19 protein-coding genes and 1 tRNA gene are annotated in these 17,782 nt (G+C 46.0%); 15 read left to right on the top strand and 5 right to left on the bottom strand.

Annotated features, from left to right (window positions below):
• The first annotated feature begins 255 nt into the window (after positions 1 to 255).
• From HMPREF1548_RS22345 to HMPREF1548_RS22305, 9 genes are all read left to right on the top strand, one after another.
• Positions 256 to 1,275, top strand: a complete 1,020-nt coding sequence (locus tag HMPREF1548_RS22345; protein WP_035323434.1) for a hypothetical protein — start codon at positions 256 to 258, stop codon at positions 1,273 to 1,275.
• A gap of 316 nt (positions 1,276 to 1,591) precedes the next feature.
• Complete coding sequence (locus HMPREF1548_RS22340) at positions 1,592 to 2,377, top strand: hypothetical protein (protein ID WP_021638894.1); 786 nt, start codon at positions 1,592 to 1,594, stop codon at positions 2,375 to 2,377.
• A 151-nt stretch (positions 2,378 to 2,528) separates the two neighbouring features.
• Positions 2,529 to 3,137: an imidazole glycerol phosphate synthase subunit HisH gene (gene hisH, locus HMPREF1548_RS22335; RefSeq protein ID WP_021638893.1), complete on the top strand. Its 609-nt coding sequence runs from the start codon at positions 2,529 to 2,531 to the stop codon at positions 3,135 to 3,137.
• 15 nt (positions 3,138 to 3,152) lie between these two features.
• Positions 3,153 to 3,914 (top strand): imidazole glycerol phosphate synthase subunit HisF, encoded by a 762-nt coding sequence (gene hisF, locus HMPREF1548_RS22330; protein ID WP_021638892.1) that lies wholly within the window; start codon positions 3,153 to 3,155, stop codon positions 3,912 to 3,914.
• A 36-nt stretch (positions 3,915 to 3,950) separates the two neighbouring features.
• Positions 3,951 to 4,628: a uracil-DNA glycosylase gene (locus HMPREF1548_RS22325; protein ID WP_021638891.1), complete on the top strand. Its 678-nt coding sequence runs from the start codon at positions 3,951 to 3,953 to the stop codon at positions 4,626 to 4,628.
• Between the two features lie 50 nt (positions 4,629 to 4,678).
• Positions 4,679 to 6,445 (top strand): DUF2264 domain-containing protein, encoded by a 1,767-nt coding sequence (locus HMPREF1548_RS22320; protein ID WP_021638890.1) that lies wholly within the window; start codon positions 4,679 to 4,681, stop codon positions 6,443 to 6,445.
• Positions 6,446 to 6,502: 57 nt separating this feature from the next.
• On the top strand, positions 6,503 to 7,231 hold the full coding sequence (locus HMPREF1548_RS22315) for a TrmB family transcriptional regulator (RefSeq protein ID WP_021638889.1): 729 nt from the start codon (positions 6,503 to 6,505) through the stop codon (positions 7,229 to 7,231).
• 1 nt (position 7,232) lies between these two features.
• Entirely contained in the window at positions 7,233 to 8,510 is a 1,278-nt protein-coding gene (locus HMPREF1548_RS22310) for a diaminopimelate decarboxylase (protein ID WP_021638888.1), read from the top strand.
• Between the two features lie 71 nt (positions 8,511 to 8,581).
• Positions 8,582 to 8,664, top strand: a tRNA-Leu gene (locus HMPREF1548_RS22305).
• Between the two features lie 122 nt (positions 8,665 to 8,786).
• Here HMPREF1548_RS22305 and HMPREF1548_RS22300 read toward each other — a convergent pair.
• Together HMPREF1548_RS22300 and HMPREF1548_RS22295 are read right to left on the bottom strand one after the other, a co-directional pair.
• Entirely contained in the window at positions 8,787 to 9,320 is a 534-nt protein-coding gene (locus tag HMPREF1548_RS22300; protein WP_021638887.1) for a hypothetical protein, read from the bottom strand.
• A 235-nt stretch (positions 9,321 to 9,555) separates the two neighbouring features.
• Positions 9,556 to 11,061, bottom strand: a complete 1,506-nt coding sequence (locus tag HMPREF1548_RS22295; RefSeq protein ID WP_021638886.1) for a catalase — start codon at positions 11,059 to 11,061, stop codon at positions 9,556 to 9,558.
• A 326-nt stretch (positions 11,062 to 11,387) separates the two neighbouring features.
• On the opposite strand from HMPREF1548_RS22295, the gene HMPREF1548_RS22290 reads away from it, so the two are divergent.
• Together HMPREF1548_RS22290 and HMPREF1548_RS22285 are read left to right on the top strand one after the other, a co-directional pair.
• Entirely contained in the window at positions 11,388 to 11,825 is a 438-nt protein-coding gene (locus HMPREF1548_RS22290) for a DUF2871 domain-containing protein (protein ID WP_021638884.1), read from the top strand.
• Positions 11,826 to 11,931: 106 nt separating this feature from the next.
• A complete protein-coding gene (locus HMPREF1548_RS22285) occupies positions 11,932 to 12,690 on the top strand; it encodes a class I SAM-dependent DNA methyltransferase (RefSeq protein WP_021638883.1) in 759 nt (252 codons plus the stop codon).
• Here the strand turns inward: HMPREF1548_RS22285 and HMPREF1548_RS31065 are convergent.
• Positions 12,625 to 12,834, bottom strand: a complete 210-nt coding sequence (locus HMPREF1548_RS31065; protein ID WP_502690643.1) for a hypothetical protein — start codon at positions 12,832 to 12,834, stop codon at positions 12,625 to 12,627. The genes HMPREF1548_RS22285 and HMPREF1548_RS31065 overlap by 66 nt on opposite strands.
• A 218-nt stretch (positions 12,835 to 13,052) precedes the next feature.
• On the opposite strand from HMPREF1548_RS31065, the gene HMPREF1548_RS30135 reads away from it, so the two are divergent.
• Complete coding sequence (locus HMPREF1548_RS30135) at positions 13,053 to 13,205, top strand: hypothetical protein (RefSeq protein ID WP_181970139.1); 153 nt, start codon at positions 13,053 to 13,055, stop codon at positions 13,203 to 13,205.
• Here HMPREF1548_RS30135 and HMPREF1548_RS22280 read toward each other — a convergent pair.
• Positions 13,202 to 14,104: a LysR family transcriptional regulator gene (locus tag HMPREF1548_RS22280; protein ID WP_021638880.1), complete on the bottom strand. Its 903-nt coding sequence runs from the start codon at positions 14,102 to 14,104 to the stop codon at positions 13,202 to 13,204. The two genes, HMPREF1548_RS30135 and HMPREF1548_RS22280, sit on opposite strands and share 4 nt — an antisense overlap.
• Before the next feature lie 114 nt (positions 14,105 to 14,218).
• On the opposite strand from HMPREF1548_RS22280, the gene HMPREF1548_RS22275 reads away from it, so the two are divergent.
• Positions 14,219 to 14,827, top strand: a complete 609-nt coding sequence (locus HMPREF1548_RS22275; protein ID WP_021638879.1) for a chromate transporter — start codon at positions 14,219 to 14,221, stop codon at positions 14,825 to 14,827.
• Positions 14,827 to 15,420: a chromate transporter gene (locus tag HMPREF1548_RS22270; RefSeq protein ID WP_021638878.1), complete on the top strand. Its 594-nt coding sequence runs from the start codon at positions 14,827 to 14,829 to the stop codon at positions 15,418 to 15,420. Before HMPREF1548_RS22275 ends, HMPREF1548_RS22270 begins: the two co-directional genes overlap by 1 nt.
• Before the next feature lie 30 nt (positions 15,421 to 15,450).
• On the opposite strand, the gene HMPREF1548_RS22265 is transcribed toward HMPREF1548_RS22270, so the two are convergent.
• A complete protein-coding gene (locus tag HMPREF1548_RS22265; RefSeq protein WP_021638877.1) occupies positions 15,451 to 16,275 on the bottom strand; it encodes a MerR family transcriptional regulator in 825 nt (274 codons plus the stop codon).
• Between the two features lie 135 nt (positions 16,276 to 16,410).
• Between HMPREF1548_RS22265 and HMPREF1548_RS22260 the strand changes: the two genes are divergently transcribed.
• Entirely contained in the window at positions 16,411 to 17,736 is a 1,326-nt protein-coding gene (locus tag HMPREF1548_RS22260; protein ID WP_025490215.1) for an MATE family efflux transporter, read from the top strand.
• Positions 17,737 to 17,782: the final 46 nt, after the last annotated feature.

The following is a 17,782-nucleotide window of genomic DNA, read 5'->3' as shown; positions in this document are numbered from 1 at the left end:
TAGATTCAATGTTCGGTTTTGAGGGTATGGATTTTATATGATAGAAATAATTGCCTTATCTGAAATTCAGATAAGGTTTTTTTGTTGATATTTGCAGACATCAAAGATTAAGATATATGAATTGTTACGAAAGAAATTCTTAATAAAAAAGCAATTAGGGAAAGTATATTGCGTTTCCCGGCTAAATATTATATGATAAATTTATATTATTGTTGCTTTATGTAGATTAATGATGATATCTATGGAGGGATGGTTATGAAGAAGGACAGAATAATTAAGCTATGTATGACTATCTGCCTGATACTTGGAATATCCGTAATGCCGATAAATCAGCTTGAGGTCAAGGCGAATGAGATTATTGCAACGGTGCAGGGAACTATTTCATCGGGGACAACCTCTGATTTGCTCAGGCTCTCCACACCGCAGGGCAATATGGAAATAAAGCTCGACAGCGATACGGATGCCAGTGCCTGCAAGATATTGCTGCCCGGCAAGAAAATAAGCGTTTCCGTATCCCGTGGTTCGGACAGCTATCTTCATGCTGTTAAGATTACCAGCGAAACGCAGACTTCGTCAACCACACTTGACGCATCCACTACCGTTACGGTAAAGGGGACATTGAGTGATAAAACCAAGGATGATATTCTGTATCTGAATACAAGCGCCGGCGAAATGCAGATTAAGCTGGATTCGAATACGGGTATGAGCGGATGCTCTTATCTTGTGGCGGGAAATACTTATTTTATTTCCTGTGCCAGAGGTTCTGATGCTTATATGCATGCCATCAGTATTTCAGATACCGCAGGAGGAGCGAAAGGCAATTCAGCTACAGGAGTTACCGGTACGGTAGGTGACAGCACAAAGGATAATCTTCTGTATTTGTCTACCAAAGAAGGTGAAATGCAGTTTGTAATCGACAATGATACGGATACCAGCAAAGGTATGATTCTTACACCCGGCAATACGGTGACGGTTTCTTTTTACCGCGGCTCGGATGCCTATCTTCATGCTTCCGCCATTGTGGCTTCAAAGAACAATCCCTCGGCAGTCCAGCTTGATACCTCGTCTATTGTAACCGTAAAAGGTACTGTGGAACGTGAATCGAATGAGAATCTGCTTTATCTGAGCACTGCGCAGGGTAAAATGGAACTGAAACTGGATGTGCTGTTCACGCTCAGCAATTGTAAGGCACTGGTCAGCGGGAAAAAGGTTGCAGTTACCTGTGTACGAGGTTCTGATGCTTATATGCATGCAATTAATATTGTTGCAGAGTAAAAAATATATAAAGAGTATTTCCAGGCAGTGTTCTGTTGTTTTCACAGGATGCTGCCTTTTTATTGGCTTAAAATCAAAAAAAGGAAATCACATTGCGCTTTGTGGATCCATTCAAGATGTGGCTTCCCGGAAGGAGGCCGCCAGGAAGAGGAAAAGGAATAGATTTATATAGGAAGAAAAGGGAGGGATTTTCATTACTTGATGCGATGTAAACATTATGATACTATTAACAGGAATAAGTTTTGCAGTTTTACAATAGGGAGTTATCCTGCATAAGTAGAAATGCGGTGAAAAGGTAGAAAAGAGGAAGCGGATTATGACGAAAGAATTGCTCGCTGAGATAGCGGATGCCCAGATGGTTCTGGTGGGTATTGGAAAAGAGATGGAAGAAACGTATAAGAAAATGGAAAATGACAGTTTTTATTCATCTTTGATGGCCCAGGCGGAGAAAGAGGAGGACGCAGCTGCAATATTGCAGTATCTGCAATGTTATTATAGAGAAAAGAACCCGGATTCCGGAAAAATAGATGCTTACAACAGGCTGGCGGACTTGCTGGAAGGAAAAAATTATTTTGTGGTATCTCTTTGTACGGATGATTATATTTATTCGTCAAAGCTGGATGCCGGCCGTATTGTTACCCCCTGCGGTGGTTTCCGGGCGCTTCAGTGCCATTCGGAATGCAGTACGGATCAGGAGCCGCTTGTCTGGGATAAACAGGTGACAGCTCAGGTCATGGAGGAAATAAGGCAGTGCGAGGGACAGCTTTCAAAGGTAGATTTCCCTGTATGTGCGGAATGCTGTTCTATAATGTATTTCAACAGAATAGATACACCTGGTTATAAAGAAGAGGGGTATCTTCCCCAATGGGAAAAATATACGAAGTGGCTTCAGGGAACCTTAAACAGAAAGCTTTGTATATTGGAGCTGGGCGCCGGTATGGAATATCCTACGGTAATCCGTTTCCCTTTTGAAAAGGTTGCCTATTTCAATCAGAAAGCCCGCTTTTACAGAGTGCACAGCAGGTTATATCAGATGACTGCGGAGCTGAAGGAAAAGGGTGTTTCCATCCAGGCAAATCCAGAGGAGTTTTTGAAAAATTGAATGGACTGAGGATTGCAGGTTCAGAACAAGTATGCTACACTACGGTAATGAGATAAAGCGCCGGAAAATGAAAGTGTTGAAATTGTAAGTGATGAAATTGTAAGTGCCCCAAAATGAAATTGCTGAAAAATAAAAGTGCAGGGAGGAAAGCATGATAGCGTTAATAGATTATGATGCGGGAAACATCAGAAGTGTGGAGAAAGCACTTGCGGCTTTGGGAGAAGAAACGGAGGTAACCAGGGATGCAGAGCGCATCCTGGCAGCCGACAGGGTGATTCTTCCCGGGGTAGGTTCTTTTGGCGATGCCATGGGTAAGCTTCATTCCTTCCAGCTTGTGGATGTGATAAAGGAGACAATCCGCCGCAAAACCCCTTTTCTGGGAATCTGCCTGGGGCTGCAGCTTTTGTTTGAAAGAAGCGAAGAGAGCCCGGGAGTGGAGGGCCTTGGGATTTTAAAAGGGGAAATCCTGCGTATTCCGGAGAAAGATGGCCTTAAAATACCACATATCGGCTGGAATTCGCTGACGTTTCCTAATCCGGGCAGGCTTTTTGAAGGAATAGAAGAAAATCCCTATGTGTATTTTGTCCATTCCTATTATCTGAAAGCGGCGGAGCCTTCTATTGTAACTGCGGAGACGGAATACGGAACTTTGATACATGCATCCGTGGAGAAGGATAATGTATTTGCATGTCAGTTCCATCCGGAAAAAAGTTCCTCTGTCGGGCTTTCAATTCTGAAGAATTTTATTTCTCTCACATGATAAGGAGATAGGCGGATGCATACGAAAAGAATTATCCCCTGCCTGGATGTAAAAAACGGCAGGGTGGTTAAGGGAGTTAATTTTGTAAACCTTCAGGATGCGGGTGATCCTGTGGAGATAGGAGAGGCCTATGATAAGGCCGGTGCAGACGAACTTGTATTTCTGGATATAACAGCCTCTTCGGATGACAGAAAAACCGTTGTGGATATGGTGCGCAGGGTGGCTGAGAAGGTTTTTATCCCTTTTACGGTAGGAGGAGGAATCCGTACCGTGGAGGACTTCAGGGTGCTGCTCCGTGAAGGTGCGGATAAAATATCAATCAATTCCTCCGCTATCAACAGGCCGGAGCTGATAAGCGAGGCTGCGGATAAGTTTGGAAGCCAGTGTGTTGTAGTGGCTATTGACGCTAAGCGCAGGGCCGATGGAAGCGGCTGGAATATTTATAAAAACGGCGGCAGAATTGATATGGGGATTGATGCGCTTGCCTGGGCGGAAAAGGTAACAAGGATGGGTGCGGGAGAGATTCTGCTTACAAGCATGGACTGCGATGGTACGAAGGCGGGATATGACATTGAACTGACCCGGCGCGTTGCGGATCTGGTTCCGGTTCCGGTGATAGCATCCGGCGGCGCGGGAAGGCTGGAGCATTTTTACGACGCACTGACAGACGGAGGCGCAGAGGCGGTTCTGGCGGCGTCCTTATTTCATTATAAGGAACTGGAAATCAGGGAAGTAAAAGAATACTTAAATGAGAAAGGCGTATCTGTACGGCTGTAAAGCCAGGCGGATGCGCGGAAGACGGGAGATAAAAGAATGGGAATGATACAGAATGACTGGCTGGAGGAAATCAGCGATGAGTTCAGGAAGCCATATTATGCGCAGCTGTTCCAGTTTGTGAAAAAGGAGTATTCCACGTATGTGGTCTATCCGCCTGCGGAAGATATTTTTAATGCATTTCATTTTACCCCTCTGAGCAAGGTGAAGGTGGTTATTCTGGGGCAGGATCCCTATCATAATGTGAATCAGGCACATGGACTCAGTTTTTCCGTAAAACCGGATCAAAAGGAGATTCCGCCGTCATTGGTGAATATATATCAGGAGCTGCATGATGATTTGGGTTGCTACATACCAAACAACGGGTATTTGAAAAAATGGGCGGACCAGGGTGTGCTGATGCTCAATACGGTGCTTACGGTCAGGGCACATCAGGCAAATTCTCATCAGGGAAGAGGCTGGGAGCAGTTTACGGATGCTGTGATTGAAGCGGTTAATCGGCAGGACAGGCCTGTGGTATATATGCTTTGGGGGCGTCCTGCGCAGAGTAAAATTCCGATGCTGACCAACCCGAAGCATTTGATACTAAAGGCATCCCACCCCAGTCCGTTGTCGGCCTTCAGGGGATTTTTCGGATGCAGGCATTTCAGCCAGGCCAATGATTTCCTGAAGAGCCATGGCGTGGAACCAATAGACTGGCAAATTGAAAATATCTGATAAAACTGCTGCAAATATCTGATATAACCAGATGCGAACAGGGAGGAAAGATGTCTGATAAAATATGGAGTTCCAAAAAGGATTTTCAGGAGCTTCTGTTATCCATTGTGGAGCCGCTGAAACCTTATTACAGTGAAGAAAAAGCCCGGTTGTTACTTGGCGTTACGGCAACGAACTACGACAGGAAAGCGGAAACTATGGAGGCCTTTTCCAGACCATTGTGGGGACTGGTGCCTTTTTGGGCAGGAGGAGGTACGGAAGCTGGGTTTGAAGAAATCTACAGATTAGGACTGGTGGCCGGAACCGATCCTACAGGAGACGAATTTTGGGGTGGTTTTCATGCTTTTGACCAGAAATTCGTGGAGATGGCGGCTATTTCCTATGGTCTGATATTAACGCCCGGGAAGCTGTGGGATCCTCTTTCCGACAGGGAAAAGGAACGGCTTGCGGACTGGCTGTACGGCATCAATCAATATGAGCTTCCGGTCTGCAACTGGATCCTTTTTGCTGTGCTTGTGAATGTGGCGCTGATGAAGCTGGGAAGAAAATATGATGCTGGGAAGCTTGAAAAGTATCTGCAGGGTGTGGAGGAATTTTATCTGGGAGACGGATGGTATCAGGATGGGGATTCCGGGCAGAAGGATTATTATGTTTCTTTTGCCATACATTTTTACTGCCTTTTTTATGCGCGGGTCATGGGAGAAGAGGATCCGGAAAGATGCCGAATCTACAAGGAACGCGCCATGCTTTTTGGAAAAACCTTCATTTACTGGTTTGATGAAGACGGGGCGGCGCTGCCCTTCGGCAGATCCCTTACCTATCGTTTTGCCCAGGTGAGCTTCTGGTCTGCCTGCCTGATGGTGGGGGTGTATCCGTATCCTGTGGAGGTCATTAAGGGGCTTATTGTGCGCCATATGCAAGATTGGCTGAAAAAGCCTGTTTTTGACAGAAATCATATTTTAACGATTGGATATGCATATCCGGATTTGGTGATGGGAGAGCGTTATAATGGTCCGGGATCGCCTTATTGGAGTTTGAAAACCTTTGCTTTTTTGATGCTGCCGGATGATCATATCTTCTGGAGTGCAAAGCCGGCGCCTATGCCTGCGCTGGAAAAGGTAAAGCTTATTCCTTATGCAGATATGCTTATGTCAGTTTATGATGGCCATAATACCGCCTATGTGCCCGGCAGATACAGTCCGGCGGGCCATGGGCAGAGTCAGGCTAAATACGGGAAATTTGCTTATGATACGAGATTCGGGTTTCATGTGGCGCGTTCGTGTTTTGAACTGCATGAGGCGGCACCGGACAGTATGCTGGCCTTCTGCATTAACGGCTATACCTATGTGCGGAGAATATGTGAGGATTTCACCGTTTCTGAGGATAAAGTGATTTCCAGTTGGTCCCCGTATCCGGATATCCAGGTGGAAACCACGGTGATTCCGGAAAGCTGGGGACACCGGAGAATCCACAGGATTGTTAGTAATGTGGAATGTGAAGCCTATGACTGTGGCTTCGGCATTGCGTCAGATCCGGACGACGGTTATGAAGCCGGGACGGAGGAAGGGGCCGCATGGGCCAAAAACCGTTATGCATCCTGTGAGGTGACGGGAGAATATATGGATGATGCAGGGGAATGGCTTTTGGAGCCGGGCGTTGTTATTGACGCGGATCCCAATACCAATCTGCTTTATCCCAAGGCAGTGATTCCTGCAGTAAAATACAGGATTATGGAAGGGGTAACGGTAATAGAAACCTGCGTAAGGGCACAATGGAACCGACTGGATTATTGGAAGGCCTTGACAAATAGAATATGACAGTCTATAGTGTTCCTGTAAGGAACTACTAAAGAAGGGGCGGGAAAGAGGATACTTATGGATGAGATGAGTTTTATCGAAAAGCTGATGGTATTCGGTCTGACGAGGCAGGAGGCTTCTATTTATCTGTGTCTGTACAGAAATGGTATATTGACAGGCTATGAGGCGGCGAAGCTCACCGGGATTTCCCGTTCCAATGTCTATAATGCGCTGGCCGGGCTGGCTGAAAAGGGCGCCGCTTATCTTCTGGAAGGAAACAGCAGTAAATACATGGCTGTGCCGGTGGAAGAATTCTGCGATAATAAACTGCGTATGATGGAAAATACTAAGAAGTGGCTGAAGGAGAATATGCCTGCGGCCGATGAGCCAAGCGACGGCTACATCACTATTGTGGGAGAGCAGCAGATCCTGGACAAAATGCATCATATGATGGAGCAGGCGGAAAAAAGAATTTACCTTTCGGCATCCGGGGCCAGGCTTTCCGGGATGGAAAGCGATATTGCAGCGTTGCTGCAGCGCAGGATTAAGGTGGTCCTGCTCACGGATAAGGTGCCTGAGAAGCTGAAGGGCGCGGTCAGCTATAAAACAGAGGGAAAGGAAGAACAGGTGCGCCTGATTTCCGATTCCAGGTATGTGTTGACGGGGGAACTGACCGGCAGTCCCAGGGACATCTGCCTCTATTCCGGGCAGAGGGTATTTGTGGATGCGCTGAAGGAAGCGATGCGCAATGAGATAAAGCTGATTGAACTTACCGGAAAGAAAAAGAAAGCAAAAGGAGAAGCATAAAATGAACAAAGTACCATTCGTAACGAAAGCACAGGTGGAGGAGATTGCAAAAACTTATCCCACCCCCTTTCATATATACGATGAGAAAGGAATCCGTGAAAATGCCGCAAGGCTGAAAGAGGCATTCTCATGGAACAAAGGATATAAAGAATTTTTCGCGGTAAAAGCCACGCCCAATCCGTTTCTGATAGATATTTTAAGAGATTATGGCTGCGGCTGTGACTGTTCTTCCCTGACGGAGCTGATGCTGAGCGAAGCGATGGGGGTGACCGGTGAAAATATCATGTTTTCCTCCAATGATACGCCTGCGGAGGAGTTCGCCTATGCCGCTAAGCTGGGCGCTACCATCAATCTGGATGATATTACGCATATAGAATTTCTGGAGGATATTTTGGGCAGACTTCCGGAAATGATGAGCTGCCGTTATAACCCGGGCGGTGTTTTTAAAATAAGCAACAGTATCATGGATAATCCGGGAGATGCGAAATACGGTTTTACCACGGAGCAGATGTTTGAAGGCTTCCGTATGCTGAAGGAAAAAGGCGTGAAGCATTTCGGAATCCATGCTTTTCTTGCAAGCAATACGGTGACGAATGAATATTATCCCATGCTGGCAAAGGAAATGTTTGAGCTGGCAGTCAGGCTGGAGAAGGAAACCGGCGCGGATATTCGTTTTATTAATCTGTCCGGAGGGATAGGGATCCCTTATCTTCCTGAACAGGCTGAAAATGATATTCTGGCCATTGGAGAAGGTGTGAGAAAGGTATTTGAAGAGGTTCTTGTGCCTGCTGGGATGGGAGATGTGGCTATTTATACGGAGCTGGGAAGATTTATGATGGCGCCTTACGGACATCTGGTAACGCAGGCGATCCATGAAAAGCATACACACAAGGAATATATCGGCTGTGACGCCTGTGCCGTAAATCTCATGCGCCCTGCCATGTACGGCGCATATCACCATATTACGGTACTTGGAAAAGAAGACCTTCCCTGTGACTGCAAATATGATGTGACGGGGTCGCTTTGTGAAAATAATGATAAATTTGCCATAGACAGAATGCTTCCCAGGATTGATATGGGAGATTACCTTGTAATCCATGATACGGGGGCCCATGGTTTTGCCATGGGATATAATTATAACGGCAAGCTGAAATCCGCGGAGCTGCTTCTGAAGGAAAACGGAGAGGTACAGCTGATACGGAGAGCGGAGACGCCAAAGGATTATTTTGCTACCTTTGACTGTTTTGATATTTATAAGAAATTTGATTTTCAGGAATAAAACTCTTGTCATAAATGGCCAGATATGGTATTATAAATTTCGGCTGAATTGGAATTCCAATCAGCCGATGCGCCGGCGTGTCGGAATGGCAGACGAGGCAGACTCAAAATCTGTTGTGGGCAACCACGTGCGGGTTCAAGTCCCGCCGCCGGCAGTGTATAAAAAGCCGGAACCATGTAAAACCAATGGTTCCGGTTTTTTTGTACGTAAATATTTTTTATTCAGGATTACTATTCTAACGAGTGGGCAATATGTTAATTTGCACAGACAGAGAATTTACTGCCGTTTCCACTTGTCCAGCTTATAACCAGCCTGCTCCAGGCGGCTGCGCACGCTTTCAAGAAAGTCAAGGAACGCCTCCCGCTCCTCTTTCTGGACCATGTTGGCAATACCATACATTGTCTTGCTGCCGATGTCTTCAATAGTCAATATTTCTCCATAACTGCTGTATCCCTTTTTGTAGATTAGGCAGGCCTGAACCTGCTTGGGGTTATAATATACGTTTACAACGGCATCCATATCCACGAAAAACGCGTCACTGTGCCGGGTCAGTTCGCGGTCTGTCTGCACCAGGACAATTTTGCAGTCGCTTTTTCTATATCCCAGGATATAGTAGTAGAAAGTTGTGGTATTTGTGTTGAATACAAAGCCCTTTTCAAACTTGGAACTTGTTTCTGTGGCATGGAGGATTTCATAGGTGTCCCCGTCAGCTACCGCTTCATTAAACAATTCGCGCATGCGGGTTTTCTTATTTACACAGTCTGCTGTGTCATACTCCAGTTCTTTTGGCTTTTTTGAAAATAATCCCATTTGTGTTGCCTCCTGATTCTGAATTTTTTATCTGGTTCTGCATACTTAATGCGAACATTTTCCTTCTTTTTAATTTAAATGCATATGTATGTTTTGTCAAGATATCTCATGGATACACCAAAATATATCTCTTGGATGCAGAAAAAAATAAGTCCGGCATGAATCTATCATTCCGGACTTATTTCTGTGTAAGGTCAATGAGTTAAACGGTTGTCAGGGCGGAGAACTCAGAAATTCAGGCGTTCAGCGTTGCTTCAATCAGGCTCTTGTGATTTCCCTTAGCAAGCTCAAGAACCTTTCCCATATCAAGGCCCATAGCTGCGGTGATCCGCTCTCCGTAGGCAGGATCCGCCCAGTAGCAGTGAACTGCATGGCGATATTTGATGTTTTCAGTTACAGGTTCAATGTTGCGTGCCGTGTTCTCAATGAGCAGATCTTTCTGCTCGTCTGTCATTATACGCCACAGGTCGCCGCCTGCACGGAAACAGTCATCTGTGGGATCATCCTGGGGATCATAGGCATACATTGCGCCTGCCAGATCCAACGGCGGTTCCATAACTTCCGGCTGGGCTGCCCACTCTCCCTGGCTGTTGGGCGAATAAGCCGGTAATCCTCCATAATTTCCGTCGGTGCGCATTAATCCGTCACGGTGGAAGTCATGAACTTCTGTTTTAGGGCGGTTTACAGGAATTTGATTGTAGTTAACGCCCAGGCGGTACCGCTGCGCATCACCGTAAACAAAAAGCCGGCCCTGCAGGAATTTGTCCGGGGAAAAACCGATACCGGGTACTACGTGGGCAGGGGTGAAGGCCGCCTGTTCAACTTCCGCAAAAAAGTTCTCCGGGTTTCTGTTAAGTTCCAGAACGCCGACTTCATGGAGCGGATACTCGCTATGCCTCCAGATTTTTGTGATGTCGAACGGATTTTCGTAGTGTTTGAGGGCCTGTTCTTCTGTCATGATCTGTACATACATTGTCCAGCGCGGATAATCGCCTCGTTCAATCGCTTCATACAAATCTCTGCCATGGCTTTCCCTGTCTTTGGCGATGAGGGCTTCCGCTTCCGCATCCGTAAGGTTTTTGATTCCCTGCTGGGTTTTAAAGTGGAACTTGCACCATACACGTTCATTTTTATCATTGTAGAAGGAGAAGGTATGTTCTCCATAAAAATGCATATGCCTGAAAGAAGCGGGAATACCCCGATCTGACATGACAACAGTAGTCTGGTGGAAGGTTTCCGGAAGCAGAGTCCAGAAATCCCAGTTATTTTGGGCGGAACGTATACCTGTCCGGGGATCGCGTTTTACGGCACGGTTCAAATCCGGGAAATTATGTACGTCACGCAGGAAGAAGGTCGGTGTATTGTTGCCTACCAAATCCCAGTTCCCCTCTTCAGTGTAGAACTTTACAGCTACACCGCGGATATCTCTTTCTGCGTCAGCGGCGCCGCGTTCACCGGCTACCGTTGAAAATCGAATAAACAAATCTGTCTTGGCCCCTGGCTGGAGAACCTTGGCTTTTGTCCATTGGGAAATGTCATGGGTAACGGTAAGCGTTCCGTAGGCTCCCCAGCCTTTAGCATGCATACGGCGTTCAGGAATGACTTCTCTGTCAAAGTGAGCCAGTTTTTCAAGCAGCCAGACATCCTGAAGCATGACTGGGCCACGGGGACCTGCTGTCAGCGAATGCTCATTTTCTGCTACCGGTGCCCCTGCCTCATTAGTCAGTTTCTTATTTTCCATAAATACACCCCTTTCTTATATTGATAATTATTATTAATATCAATTTTAGATTAGCACATATTAAATGGAGAATCAAGAAAATATTCAATAAAAATGTCATTTTTACGAAAAAAAAGTGAATGTACTGTAATTTATTGTAGAAAAAAATGGAATAAATAATTCGAATATTGTAAAAATGTAGTCTTAATGATGAAAAAACAAGCTGCATATACATAAAAAGTATTGACATATGGTAAAAAACATAATATAATGAACGATGTTCATATTGCTCTTTATATATTTAGTAGTATGTAATTTGCCGGGCTGATAAAGGAGAGGGTTACAAAATGAGAAAAATGTTGAATCTGTCTTTGCTTTATTTTATTTTAGCAATGGTATGCGGTGTTTTTTACCGTGAATTTACCAAAATTAATGGCTATGAGGGAAGGACGGCGCTGGCATTTGCGCATGTTCATTTTATGGTATTGGGAATGGCTCTGTTCCTTATATTAGCGTTGTTTGCTAAATCCGGTGGTTTAACAGAACAGCGCAGCTTCCGGATTTTCCTTGTGTTGTATAACATTGGACTTCCTCTAATGGCAGTAATGCTTATAATCCGTGGGATTATACAGGTTTTGGGCATAGTGCCTGCAAAGGGGGCGGATGCCTCCATTTCAGGTATTGCCGGGATTTCCCATATTGTGCTGGCCGTTGCACTGGGATTTTTGTTCGCAGCTTTAAAAGGCGCATTACCGGGATGGGAAAGACAACAGATGAGTAACTAATGAAGATACATAGCAGATAATGGCAGAGATATAATAAAATAGTTATCATGCTATAACGTTTATTAAGATATAAAAAAACAAATATGTGTAAATTGGGAGAAAAAATATGCCTTCGATTTATGATAAAGCTGAAATATATGATTTGGGATTTGACGAAAGAAAATGGCAGGTGGTCAGGGAGCATTGGGAGCGTCTTTTAGGCAATGCTAAGATAGATACGGTTTTAGATTGCAGCATCGGAACTGGAAATCTCACATTACAGCTGGCAGAGCTTGGGAAAAAAGTGACTGGTTCAGACTTAAATCCTGTCATGCTGAATAAATGCAGACAAAAAGCACAGGAAAAAGGGGTGTCTGTGGAACTGTTTTCATCTGATTTTCGCCGGATTAACGAAAATACAAATAAAAAATATGATTGTGTAATGAGTACCGGCAATTCGTTGCCCTATGTTCCGAATGAAGAAGTGGTTGATACCCTGCATAAAATGGATCTTCTTGTCAGGTCAGGAGGCTATATTTATATTGATACACGAAACTGGGATAAAATAATCAGGGAACATCAGCGTTTTTATTTTTATCCGCCATATTATGAAAAAGACGTGCGGATAGATTCTTTTCAGGTTTGGGATTATATTGAAGACGGGAGAATAACCTTCAATATAGTGTATTCTTTTGAAAAGGAAATGCAGATTATCCAAAGGGAAATTTTTGAAGAGACCTATTTTCCGATTAAAAGAGAAGTATTGTCCAATACGCTTGTGGAGATGGGCTATGAGATCAGGCAAATGGCAAACTTCCCCTTACAATGCAGCCTGCCCATAGATGATTTTGAATGGTACTGTATACTGGCACAGAAGAGGATGTAAGGAGAGGGATGCTTCTTGTTCCAAACGGATAAAGCAGGATGCTTTCCGGGCCGTCACATAGATGCCGCAGCGTTTATATTCCTTATCTGCGCTTTCTTCCCATAAATGGGCAACAAATTCATTCGTATAATATTTGGAATCAATTCCGAAAAAATAAGAGTAAATTTTTCTGTTGTCATATTACCGCTCTTGAAAAAACTTTAAATTATAATATGGCAGGGGCAGGGGATTGTTGCCTGTATTCATTTGTTTTCCTTGTATAATCCGTCCCTTTTTCCGTATACTGATATGGAAGGCGCTGTAATTTATATCGGAATCCTGTTAAGGCAGCCAGGCAGCAGGTGCAGGAAAGGAAGGCAGAAATGGATAAGGAAAAAAAAGAAAAGCTTGCGCAGAAGAAATCAAATGAAATGTTCAACAGCATTACGGAAAAGGTAAAGCCGGAGAACCAGAATCAGACCCACAATTCCCGCAGGGAGGGAATGGGGCCGAATACAAAGCGTAAACCAAACTAAGCATCCGTAACAGGGTGCTTTTTTTCTGCCTGTTTTTGTGTTATGCACTGCATCAGAGTTGTGAGCGGTTCGGAGAGATATTTATCCTTATGGAAGACAAGCAGCAGCTGGTTGATCAATTCCATATCCGTGATATCCAGTACGGCCAGTTCGCCCTTATCCAGGGCGTTTTCCACAAGGATATCCGGCAGTACGGCAATGCCAAGCCCTGCTTTGGCAGCCTCGATGAGAGCCGGTGAATTGACGCTGGTCCAGGCTGGATGGGCCGTAAGGCCATGCAGGTAGAGTGCGCTGTCAAGGGCATCCCGGATAGCGCTTCCTTTTTCCCGCAGAAGAAGTTTTTCCTGGCAAAGTGCGGAAAGCGTCAGCGGTTGTTTGCTGCAGCGATAGCCCGGGGAGCAGACGGCCTTCAGCGGATAGGAAGAAAAGGGGATGCTGACATAGGGCCCCTGGGGAGGGAGACCTTCAATCAGCGCAAAATCCGCTTCTCCCGCCTGTAAAACGAGAAGGGCATTTGCGGCGCTGACCACGTCTACGGATATGGAGATATCCGGGTGGGTAAGTGAAAAAGACCGGAGCGCGCAGGGCAGATAGTAGGTGGCAATGGTGATGCTGGAAACCAGATGGACAGGTGCGTGCTGTTCCAGGTGCCTCATCCTTTTTTCCAGAGCATTACAGGCGGCGAGAACAGGCAGGGTTTCCCGGAGGAGGAGACTTCCTGCCTCCGTCAGCCTTACACTTTTAGAAAGTCTGTCAAAAAGAACGGTTCCGCTTTCTTCCTCCAGCTCCCGCACGGCGTGGGATATGGCAGACTGGGTGATATACAGAACCCGGGCAGCTTTGGTAAAGCTTCCGGTTTCCGCGATGGTTTTCAGTATTTCCATGTGCCTGATTGTCATATTAAAGCCTTCCTTAATTTTTTACCATGAATAAAAGTAATTGATCTGATTAAAATATATCATTTTATTAATGAGGTTACAAGCGATATAATAGGCGGATGGGAGGAATTAATCATGCGTGGTAAAAAAGGAAGTTTGTGCCTGTGGCTGCTGGGAATCCATATGTTTATCAGTGCGTTTACATTTGGAGGCGGCTATGTTGTGGTGCCTATGGTAAGGAAATATTTTGTGCTGCACAAGAAATTATTCGGAGAAGACGAATTGATGGAAATGGCGGCAGTGTCACAGTCTGTTCCGGGAGCAATAGCCGTGAACCTTGCGGCGGTAACAGGATACCGGGCCGCGGGGGTTTTAGGTGCGATCACCAGTGCAACGGCTTCCGTGCTGCCGCCTTTTCTGATTATGGCGGTGATTTCCCGCAGCTATGAGGCATTTATTGCCAATCAGGCAATGGCGGCGGTACTGAAGGGGATGCAGGCCGGGGCGGCGGTACTGATAGCGGAAACGGCGGTGGATATGTGCAGGACTGTATGGAAGGAGCGCACCCTTTTGTTTGATCTTATGATACCAGGGATTTTCGCGGCCTGTTTTATCGGAAAATGGAACGCGGCGCTGGTCCTGATTTTATGCGCAGGTCTGTGTATACTGCGGGCCTGGCTGCGCCGTGAAAAAGCGGAAGTTACGGTTGCGGAAGTAAAAACAGGGGAAAGGGGGGAGCAGTGATGGATTTGGCGTTGAAGCTGTTTTTGGCATTTTTGCAGATAGGGGCTTTCAGTATTGGAGGAGGCTATGCCGTTATCGGGCTGATTCAGGAACAGGTAGTCAGAAAATACGGCTGGCTGACGGAACAGACGTTTACGGATATCGTTACGATTTCACAGATGACACCAGGGCCTCTGGCGGTGAATGCATCCACCTTTGCAGGCTTTCGGACAGACGGCATTGCCGGGGCTGCTGCGGCCACGGTGGGCTGTGTGGCGGGAGGAATCCTTTTTTCCCTCTTATTATACCGTTTCTTTCAGAAAAACCGCAGTTCCTATTATATGTCTGAGCTTCTGAAGGGATTGAAAGCGGCTTCCTGCGGATTGATTCTATCAGCTGCCGGCACAATTATCCTGCTCACTTTTTTCGGAAGCTCACAGCCGGATACGGTAACCCTGGCGGATGCCGATTGGCGGAGTATTTCCCTTTTCCTGGCGGCTTTACTGCTGCCTAAAATAATCATGCCGCTTTTTCCTAAGACAAGAGGAAAGAAGCTGGGGCCGATTGCGTTGATGCTTCTTACCGGAGCCGCAGGCTATTTCCTTTATTCCTGAACAGCGGCGTGCAGCATCCGGAGCAAAAGGCTATTCCACCTGGATGGAAATTTCAATTACATAATTTTCGGCCTGTCCGGTTGCAAGATAGTTAAGCAGCTCATGTTCATATGCGTTGCCGGTTATGGAGCAGCCGGATTCTTTTATGTAGGCCTTCAGCATTTGGTAGGATTTTGCAATAGTTTCATAGGAGCCCTTATGATTTATAAGCGCATAGGTACCGGCAGGCTTGATAAAAAGCAGAGGATCGGGGACCGGGGAAGAAATCCGGCGGCAGTAATAATCTTCCTGAAAACTGTCCCGGCACAGATTATCCTTCAGGATGATGGTACCCAGCGGAAATTCTTCTCCGGCCATATTTTCATGAAAATAATTCAAAAGGCGCACTACGGTGGCTGAAATGTTGCTTTCGTAATTGTCGGAATCGGTGGAAAAGGGCATGGCGATAAAATATTCCTCCGGGCTTTCCCGCAGATAAGGTTTATTATATTCAAGCTGCAGAGCCTGCCGTGTCAGAGCCATCGTATTGCTCATCTGGCGGTGGATATGCGCAAGCCTGTTCATTTCCCGGGTGAGAAGCTTGTCATTTTCTTCCAGAAGCTCCAGAAATGCTTCCGGGTTCCTTTCAGTAATATATTTCCGGATTTCTTTGAGCGGCGTTCCGCATTCCTTCAGCATGGAGATAACATCAAATAAGTACAGCTGATTTGCCGAATAATAGCGGTAGCCGTTATCCTGAATAATTTCCGGCTTCAGAAGTCCTATCTCGTCATAGTAAAAAAGCGTATCCTTGCGTACGTTACAAAGCTTTGCGAATTCACCGGTGGTAAAAAGCGGTTTTGCATTGTTATTCATTTGAAATTCCCTCTTTGGACAGTTTCTGAATTTAATAAAAAAGTTGACTATGGGGTTACTCCATACATTATAGTAGGCTTTTGCGGGGCTGGCAAGTATAAAGGACTGACAGCCGCCCGAAAGGAGGAAAAAAGTATGAGTCACTCAATATCACAGAAATTTAATGCAAGGACCCTGCTGGGCTTTGCTTTTCCCACGATTGTAATGATGGTATTTATGTCCCTGTATACCATGGTAGACGGTTTTTTCGTTTCCAGATATGTGGGGGCGGATGCCCTGTCCGCCATTAATATCGTTTATCCGCTCATCGGCCTGGCGGTGGGTATCGGGATTATGCTGGGAACCGGCGGCAGCGCCGTTATTGCAAGGCAGCTTGGAATCGGAGAAGGAGAGGAAGCAAGAAAAAATTTTACAAGGATACTTTTATTTGGGCTGATTGTGGGTATTTTGTTCACCGTGATCTGTACGGTGTTCCTGGAGCCGCTGTTAAAGCTGATGGGCGCAAGTGACAGGCTTATGGGCTACTGCAGGGAATACATGCTTGTGCTCCTGCCTTTTATGGCGCCGCAGCTTCTGCAGACCACGCTGGGCGTTTTGTTTGTAACGGCGGGAAAACCCAATCTGGGGCTGGGGCTGACGATTCTTTCCGGCCTGGCCAACATGGTACTGGATTATGTCTTTATCGCGGTTTTCGGCTGGGGGATTGCGGGCGCGGCATGGGCGACTGCGGTTGGATATTCCATAGTTCCTGTTTTCGCACTTTTTTATTTCTGGAAACCAAGAACGGAGCTTTATTTTGTAAAGGCGGCCTTGCGGGCGGACGTGCTGGTGGAAAGCTGTCTGAACGGCTCTTCGGAAATGGTGAGCAACCTGGCGGCAAGTGTGATTACCTGGCTGATGAATCTGCTCATGATGCATTTCGCAGGAGAGGACGGCGTGGCGGCGGTTACGGTGGTTTTGTATACCCAGTTTTTCTTTACGGCGGTATTCCTGGGATTTTCCAACGGTGTGGCGCCGGTTATCAGTTATAATTACGGCAGCAGGAATAAGGAGCAGCTGCATATGGTGTTTGGTATCTGTATGAGGAGCATGGCTTTTTGTTCCCTTTTGATGACAGGCGCGGCAATCGTGCTGGCAAAGCCTCTTATCGGCCTGTTTCTGCCTGACGGAACTGCGGCCAATGAGCTGACCTATCATGGCTATCTCATATATTCCGTCAACTACCTGTTTGCCGGTATGAATATTTTTATTTCTTCGCTGTTTACGGCACTGTCAAATGGAAAGGTTTCTGCCATGATTTCCATGATCAGGACCTTTGGGTTTACGGTAGCGGGAATTCTGCTGTTTTCCTGGATCTGGCAGATGAACGGACTGTGGCTGGCGGTTCCGGCCGCCGAATGCGCGACGCTGGTCCTGGCACTGTTTCAGGTGAAAAAATACAAAAAGGTCTATGAATATTAAAAAAATCTTAAATAGGAAAAGCTATTGTAGTATGCTATAATGTCGT

This window comes from Clostridium sp. KLE 1755, from assembly GCF_000466465.2.
GTDB lineage: Bacteria > Bacillota > Clostridia > Lachnospirales > Lachnospiraceae > Eisenbergiella > Eisenbergiella porci.
Note: the sequence above shows the minus strand (reverse complement) of the source record. Positions and strands in the feature narration are given on the sequence as shown.